Raw genomic sequence first — 7,424 nt, 5'->3', positions numbered from 1 at the left:
GGTCAGGTTGCCAACCATCGACGCCAGCGCCTTGAGCAGCGTATCCTCGCCGGAACGGGGCGTGATCTTGACGCCGAGATCGCCACCGGCGATCCGGTCGGCCGTCCTGGCGACATCGCGGTTGGCATCGACCATCTCCTTCATCGCCCCGAGCAGGATGCCGGTCTCGTCGGTCGAGCTGACATCGATCTTCATCCCGAGGTCGCCGACCGCCATGCGCCGGGCCGTATCAACCGCCGTCTCCAGAGGCTTGACGATACTGCGGGTGATCAGCACGGTGATGCCGATGCCGATCAACAGGGCGATAACACCGAGAACGACCTGCAGGTTTTTAACCTGTTGCGATGAACTGAGGATATCGGAACCGTTCTGCCTGATTTCCGCGACCTGATCCTGCTGCAGATCAGTGACATGCTTCGCCAATGCTTCCGAATCTTCATCAAATTCGACCATGATGACATTTCCGGCTGCCTGCCCTTCATTGATATAGGCATTGGCCATACGGGTCCCGGTCGCGATAAACTCGTCAAAAGCCGCTTCCATCTCTTCTATCTCGCGAACGTGAGCCGTGTCGTTCTCCTGCGCAAACATATCCTTGAAAGCCGCCAGGTTCTGTTTAAATGAAGATACTTCCGGCTTGATCGCGGCAATTGACCCGACATCCTTGGTGGCTGCCGCATCGGTCAGCAACTGCTGGATCTCATGGGTCGAGATCACCATCTGATCCGCCTTCAGGGTGAAGGGCAGACTCTCGGAGATGACCGTATCGGTGTCGCTTTCAACATGATTTAACGACCAGAACGTGACAGCGGTTGTCAAAATCATCAAAGATAAAACAATAGCGAAGCCCATTCCCAAACGACTGCCAACCTTGAAATTCTGAAAAGCCATTGTAGCCTCCTTTGTAAAAGACAATTCGATGTACGACTGAAATACAACTCAGTGCGTTACGGTACTGATGATAGGAGCACGCCGTTAACTACGTGACCCGGAAATGTTCGAGCTCGATTTGGTCGTGGTGCAAGGATCGTGAGAGCCGATCATTGCCCACTAAAAGGCATGAATCAACTGAGGAGGATGATCGTTCGCTGGAAGAGAATTGACTGGGCAATCCTCGGTTCGGGTGGACTGGTATAAGGGGGAGCGTTGGTTGCGACGGCACTGACTAAAGGATGATCCGCCGAAGCGGCGGCAGCCTTGAGTTTCAGTTTTGTGATTTCTTCATTATCGATTTTATAAAAACCGAGGAGGTCGATCAGGTAATCAATGCAATTATCCGGACTTGTGGTCAGGCCATGCTTTGATTTCTGCTGCAATTTAATCGAGAAGTCTTCGCCGAAAGAACCGGGGTGGGAATCGATATTGTGATGGTTGTTGGTATGAGAAACGCTGAGGCAACCGTGATCACACGCCACAAATCCGAAAGAACTCCCCAGGCTGGTCACAAGAAGAGTGATGATCAGAAAGAGTGTTTTCAGTTTACCCGGTTTTGTTAGCCTCATTCGCCCCATACCATCTCATTCCATGTCAACGCAAGAACCTGTCGGCTGTCGAAAACGACTCGGTGCGAGGACGGATTGATCTTCAATGTTTCAATGAGCAAGACCCATACCAATTAGTAACCGGACCGGAAAAGTTGACATACCATCCAAAAAAACCCTATAATATCAATAACTTGAGAAGAATTCGCAGTGATCCTCCTTGGCACAAGGCGGCGCACTCGTGTGTCACACATCGCAGGGGTGAAACATGCAAAGTGTGTCATGACACAATCGGCAGCGGCAGCGCATCGTTGTATTTGCGAATGAACGTGATTAAATAGTGACAGGAGGGCTGGATGCGATTCATTCTCTACAATATGCGCTACGCAACCGGACCGAGCTTCCACCGATCGGCCAGCTCATCAGGCAAGAACCTGCAGCGGATCGCCGATTTCCTGAGTGCCGCAGAACCTGACCTGGTCGGCCTGGTCGAGGTTGACCACGGCTCTTACCGCAGCGGCGGCAAAAACCAGGCCGAACTGCTGGCCAGCGAACTTGGCCACTACCATTCCTACTCGGTTAAATACGGGCAGGATTCACTATGGCGGCACGTCCCGGTTCTGAAAAAGCAGGGCAACGCCTTTCTCGCCCGCGACCGGATTCGCGATGAGACCTTTCATTTCTTCAACAAAGGGATGAAACGGCTGGTGATTGAACTGGAGATGCAGCATGTGATTGTCTACCTGGTGCACCTCTCCCTGGGGGCGAAGGCACGCCACCTGCAGCTCAACGCCCTCTACCAGATCGTCAAGCAGAGCAAGCTGCCCTGTATTGTCGCCGGTGACTTTAATATGCTGTGGGGCGAAAAAGAGATCGAGATATTCCTCGCGGCAACCGGCCTGCGCAACGCCAATCGGCAGAGGCTGCCGACCTACCCGAGCAGCAACCCGCAGCGACACCTCGATTTTATCCTCTACAGCAAGGGGATCAGTATCAGGAAGTTCCAGGTGCCGGACATCCGCTATTCTGATCACCGGCCGGTTCTGGTCGATTTTGATGTTGAGGTGCGGAATGGTGAACGTGCAGAAACAAGACCGACCCACTGCTCGTGTATTGAACGAATCGAACGGTTGCTGCCGCTAGAACTCGCAAAACCGGAACCGGTCAATTCGGAACATGCAATCTGACAACGGCCCCGGATGCTGCCGGAACCGGCATCGTTAAAATTAACCTGACGATTCTTGCTTCAGCTTGGATATCGCCGGCACCGGGCTGATATTGGCCTCGGGCGATCGGAGTTTCATGGTCGCGGTTGCCGGGGCATCGACCCGCCACCGGTTGTGCAGCCAGAACCACTGCGACGGCTTTTTCCGTACCGCCTCTTCGATATAATCATTGCAGAGCTGGGTCTGCCGACGGATGAGCTCGGGATCGGAATTCGGCTCCACCTCGAAGGCATCTGCGAAACAGGTGTGATAGCGGTGATCATCGGCCCGCAGGGTAAAAGCCGGCAGGATCGGAGCGCCCGACTTCATCGCCAGCTGGACCAGCATCGGCGAGGTCAGGACCGGCCTGTTGAAAAACTCGGTCAGGACCCCCTCGCGATGGTGCTGATCGAGCAGAACACAAACGACCTTGCCGTCGGCCAGGGCTTTCAGGATCCGCCGCGCCCCTTTTTTGGCATCAATCATCTCGGCACCGCCCTGTTCCCGGTTCGCCCGGATAAAGGCATTCATCCGCGGGTTCTTCAGCTTCTTGGCGATAAAGCAGGTCGGATAACCGAGACGTGGCAAAAAGCAGGAACCGGCCTCCCAGTTTCCGAGGTGGGCCGTCAGGACCAGGACCCCTTTGCCGTGGGCGTGGGCTTGCTCGAGAGATTCGAGGTTTTCAAATTCGAAATAGCGGTCGAGATCGGGCTCTTCGTGGAACCGCCTGAAGGCCAGGACATCCATGGCGAGGATGCCGAGATGACGGAACATCTGCCGTATTTCGGTCTTGACCTGGTGCCGGCTTAACTCCGGCAGGGCCCGCTGCATGTTCTGCTCGGAGAGCCGCCGCCGGCTGCCGGCCAAAACTGAACAGACCCGACCGACCAGGCCGCCGAACAGCATAGCGACCGGTCGCGGCAGTATGGCCGCGGCCAGGGTGAGCTGACGATAGAGCAGGTATTCAAACATGAAGCGGATACGCCGGCTGGACATGATTCATTCCTCAAAAAAGGATTATCTGAAGAATGGGAATCGGGACGGTGAACGTCACAAGAAAACCATCTTCAAGCGAAGGCAGGTTCAGTACCACCAAGATGGATGAAATGGGGCATGAATTGCTTTCTTCGGCGGCCCGGCTACCCCGGAGGGGCCCGCGGCTTTGCGTCACCGGTTTGCACCGGTTTTGCCTTTATCGTGAAATCAAACTTATTCTCGCATGGCTGGATTGAGGATGTAAAGGCGGCAGAAGCTTTATTCGCCGCCTTTATTAGGACAGGCTAATAAAGGCGATTGCTTTATCGGGATTATCAATTCACAACGACGGACCGGAACAGACAGCGCCGGGCTTCATTTGCCATCAATCAGGGCCTGCTTTTTCGAGCGGCTCCAGCTCTTGATCTGGCATTCTCTTTTGAGAGCCGCACTTTTCGTCGCATGCTGTTCGGTGAAGATGACTTCGCATGGCTGCCTTGAGCGGGTGTATTTGGCTCCCTTGCTGGAGTTATGCACAGCAAGACGCTTTGCTACATCTTTGGTGTGCCCGGTGTAGTAGGAACCATCTGCGCAGCGGAGGATATAAACCGACCAGTCCATACCGTATATTTATATGCGAGACTGGCCGGAAACTCAAGGATAGCTGCACAAAATGCAATTCCTTTTTCAACACGGAGACGCAGTTGAAGCCGCAGAGTTCAGCAAAACAAAGGCAAGCCTCACAAATCTTCAACCATCAGTCTTTGCGTTTACTTCTGTTTGCCCCTGCATTTCTCCTGGTCTTTGCGCACGGAGTCCTGCCATAACATTGCCTTCAGGGTTTGTAATCGGATAAAAGTCCATTTTCACAGCCACTTAGATTTGTTTACTTCAAGTTATACCTCCGTCTTACCCTCGGCGACTCTCCGTGAAATCGTCTCTGACTTCCAGGTTTTTGACCTTGATCATTTCTTTCTTTCGCAACCTCGTGTATAACCGGCAACCATGAAGCAGAAAATTCCCGCCATCACCACCATCCGCCTGATCGTACAGTGGGCCTTCCTCGCCTGGTGCATCTTCCTCGGCATCCAGTTCGGCCTGTTCGTCAGCCACTTCGAAAGCTTCGGCCAGACCGCCTACTACGGACGACCGCCGGGGGTCGAGGGCTTTTTGCCGATCGGCGCCCTGGTCAGCTTTAAAAACTGGATCAGCAGCGGCCAAATCGACCCCGTCCACCCGGCCGCCCTGGTTTTGCTTCTTACCTTCGTGGCGATGGCGCTGCTGGCGAAGAAGTCGTTCTGCTCGTGGCTCTGCCCGGTCGGCACCCTCGAAGAGGGTTTGTGGAAGGTCGGGCGCAAGCTCTTCGGCCGCAATTTCCGCATCTGGCGATGGCTCGATCTGACCCTGAGCTTCACCAGGTACGCGCTGCTGTTCTTCTTTATCAAGACCATCCTGATCGACATGCCGGTTCTAGCCGTGCAAGGCTTTCTCAACGCTCCCTACTGGGCGATCGCCGATATCAAGATGCTGCACTTCTTCACCGCACCTTCGACCACCAGCATCATCGTGATCACCCTGTTGTCCCTGCTTTCGGTTTTCTATAAAAACGTCTGGTGCCGCTATCTCTGCCCTTACGGGGCCCTGCTCGGCCTGTTCAGTATGCTCAGCCCGCTCAAGATCCGCCGCAACCATTCGACCTGCATCAACTGCGGGACCTGCAGCAAGGCCTGCCCGGCCCTGATCGATGTTCAACACAAAACAACGGTCCACTCGCCCGAATGCACCGCCTGCCTCACCTGTGTCGGCAGCTGTCCGGCTCCGGGAGCCCTCGATATCGGATTGTCGAAACCGAACAGGACGATTCCCGGTTGGGGGTTCGCCCTGTTCGTTCTGCTGATTTTCACCGCCGGCGTCTGCTTCGGCATGCTAACCGGCCACTGGGAGACCGCGCTGACCTACGACGATTACCGCGCACTGATTCCGCAGACATCCCGTTTCGGACATTGAAGGTAATGGATGGAACTGGTTTATGTGGTCGTAGCACAATGCTCAAATGACTTTATACCAAACCTTTTTTTAACGGAGAGATGGAGAGAAAACCAAAACAATTCAAGTCATACATCCCATTTCGTGAACATTTGATTATAATTCTCTTCAGACGACGGCCCGGGTCAAGATGACATTGAAACAAACCATTTCATACGCGTAACGCTATCAATACATTGGCAAAAAACAACTATTTTCCGGATATTTGCCATTTATCAATTATTCCATCTTCTTACCCTCTCTCCATCTCAACGCCTCTCCGTTAAAGTTGCACTTAAGGTTTACCTGATGAACTGAGGTGCAGAAAAGAGCGGGCGTCGGATTATTTATCATCAAGAATAATTTTCTATATTTTCACCCTTGGTTTACATCGTCAGGAGTGCGATAATACAAATAGATCTTTGACAATTCGGGGGTGCACTGGTTTCGACGGGGATCGGAAGCGCTTGTTGCATGCCGGAGTGGGCAGGCTCCGTTAAAAAGCCCAAACACGTATAAACGCCGACAACGACGTACAATACGCACTGGCTGCTTAATTAAGTAGTCACGTCTCATGACTGATCGCCCGTGTCGGGCATGAGACGCTAAGAAGCGGGCTAGTCTCATTGTCTGTCTGCGCCATTGAGGCGAAACTTTAGCAGACTCCCCCATAAGGAATCCTGTTCGTGGGAGTCCATATGGGTTAAGCAATACACGAACTACGCATGTAGACGCTTGACGTGAAAGATTTTCGGACGCGGGTTCGATTCCCGCCACCTCCACCAATTTGATAAAGGCTCCGGTGAAAACCGGGGCTTTTTTTCGTTTGTAGCCCCGACTTTCCCAATCAAATAATTATGATAGAATATTAACGGTCGCTAAGATTACCGCTGTCATCGACACAGGATTGAGATATGGAAGGCATTCTCGGTGTCATCGCGCAGATGACGCAGAACAACCCGACGCTCAACCTGCTGATGCTGATGGTCATCATCTGGACCACCGGCGTGCTCTGCCGCGCCATCCACCAGCCGCCGATCCTTGGCGAACTGACCGCCGGCATTATCTTCGGCCCGGCCTTTCTCGGCCTGATCTATCCGAACGAGATGCTGAACATTCTCTCCGACCTCGGCGTCTTCTTCCTGATGTTCTATGCCGGGCTCGAAACCAACCCGCTCGATCTCAACAAATACCGACGACAATCCTTTGCCGTTGGCATCTCCGGTTTTCTGATTCCATTTATCGTCGCCTACCTTGCCTGCATGATCTTCGGGATGACTCGCGAACACAGCCTGTTTATCGCCCTCGGACTGTCCATCACAGCTATTGCCGTCAGTGCCCGGGTGCTGCATGATCTTGAGCTCAGCGAACAGCGCATTACCCCGATCATTCTCGGGGCATCGGTGGTCGATGACGTGCTCGCCCTCGCCTTTTTCACCGCTATCATCGATATCGGCATCAACGGCGGCCATGGAGTCAACTGGCACCATTACGCCATCACCATGGTCAAAGTCGTCGCCTTCTTTACCTTTTCTATTTGTTTCGGCATGTGGGTCTACCCGAAATTCGGGCGCTTCCTCTCGGCCCGCAGCTCAAAGGGGTTCACCTTCGCCCTGATCATGGCGTTGCTGTTCGGCTTCCTCGCCGAACTGGCCGAACTTCACATTATTATCGGCGCCTACATCGCCGGGCTATTTGTCAGTGAAGGGGTGGTCAGCCACGACCTGATGGTCAAGAT

At 53.6% G+C, this 7,424-nt stretch carries 7 protein-coding genes, 1 other RNA gene and 1 riboswitch; of the genes, 4 read left to right on the top strand and 4 right to left on the bottom strand.

Features of this window, described 5'->3' with window-relative positions; genetic code table 11:
- Positions 1 to 891 (bottom strand): hypothetical protein (locus C0623_07280; GenBank protein PLY00476.1); only part of this gene is annotated, 891 nt, incomplete at its 3' end.
- A 173-nt stretch (positions 892 to 1,064) separates the two neighbouring features.
- A complete protein-coding gene (locus C0623_07275; GenBank protein ID PLY00475.1) occupies positions 1,065 to 1,511 on the bottom strand; it encodes a hypothetical protein in 447 nt (148 codons plus the stop codon).
- 326 nt (positions 1,512 to 1,837) lie between these two features.
- On the opposite strand from C0623_07275, the gene C0623_07270 reads away from it, so the two are divergent.
- Positions 1,838 to 2,668 (top strand): endonuclease, encoded by an 831-nt coding sequence (locus C0623_07270; protein ID PLY00474.1) that lies wholly within the window; start codon positions 1,838 to 1,840, stop codon positions 2,666 to 2,668.
- 39 nt (positions 2,669 to 2,707) lie between these two features.
- On the opposite strand, the gene C0623_07265 is transcribed toward C0623_07270, so the two are convergent.
- Together C0623_07265 and C0623_07260 are read right to left on the bottom strand one after the other, a co-directional pair.
- Positions 2,708 to 3,682 carry a hypothetical protein gene (locus C0623_07265; protein ID PLY00473.1) on the bottom strand — a complete coding sequence of 325 codons (975 nt, stop codon included), beginning with the start codon at positions 3,680 to 3,682 and terminating at the stop codon, positions 2,708 to 2,710.
- Between the two features lie 130 nt (positions 3,683 to 3,812).
- Positions 3,813 to 3,887: riboswitch (cyclic di-GMP riboswitch) on the bottom strand.
- Positions 3,888 to 4,036: 149 nt separating this feature from the next.
- Complete coding sequence (locus C0623_07260; GenBank protein PLY00472.1) at positions 4,037 to 4,282, bottom strand: hypothetical protein; 246 nt, start codon at positions 4,280 to 4,282, stop codon at positions 4,037 to 4,039.
- Between the two features lie 384 nt (positions 4,283 to 4,666).
- On the opposite strand from C0623_07260, the gene C0623_07255 reads away from it, so the two are divergent.
- The 3 genes from C0623_07255 to C0623_07245 form a co-directional block, all read left to right on the top strand.
- The gene (locus C0623_07255; protein PLY00471.1) at positions 4,667 to 5,668 is read left to right on the top strand and encodes a 4Fe-4S binding protein; all 1,002 of its coding nucleotides are present in this window, start codon (positions 4,667 to 4,669) and stop codon (positions 5,666 to 5,668) included.
- Between the two features lie 450 nt (positions 5,669 to 6,118).
- Positions 6,119 to 6,471, top strand: a transfer-messenger RNA (tmRNA) gene (ssrA, locus tag C0623_07250).
- Positions 6,472 to 6,600: 129 nt separating this feature from the next.
- A partial coding sequence (locus C0623_07245) for a hypothetical protein (protein ID PLY00470.1) occupies positions 6,601 to 7,424 on the top strand: 824 nt, incomplete at its 3' end.

The sequence above is a fragment of the Desulfuromonas sp. genome (assembly GCA_002869615.1).
In the GTDB taxonomy this organism is placed as follows: Bacteria; Desulfobacterota; Desulfuromonadia; order Desulfuromonadales; family UBA2294; genus BM707.
The sequence above is the reverse complement of the archived record's forward strand: the minus strand, read 5'-3'. Positions and strand labels throughout refer to the sequence as shown.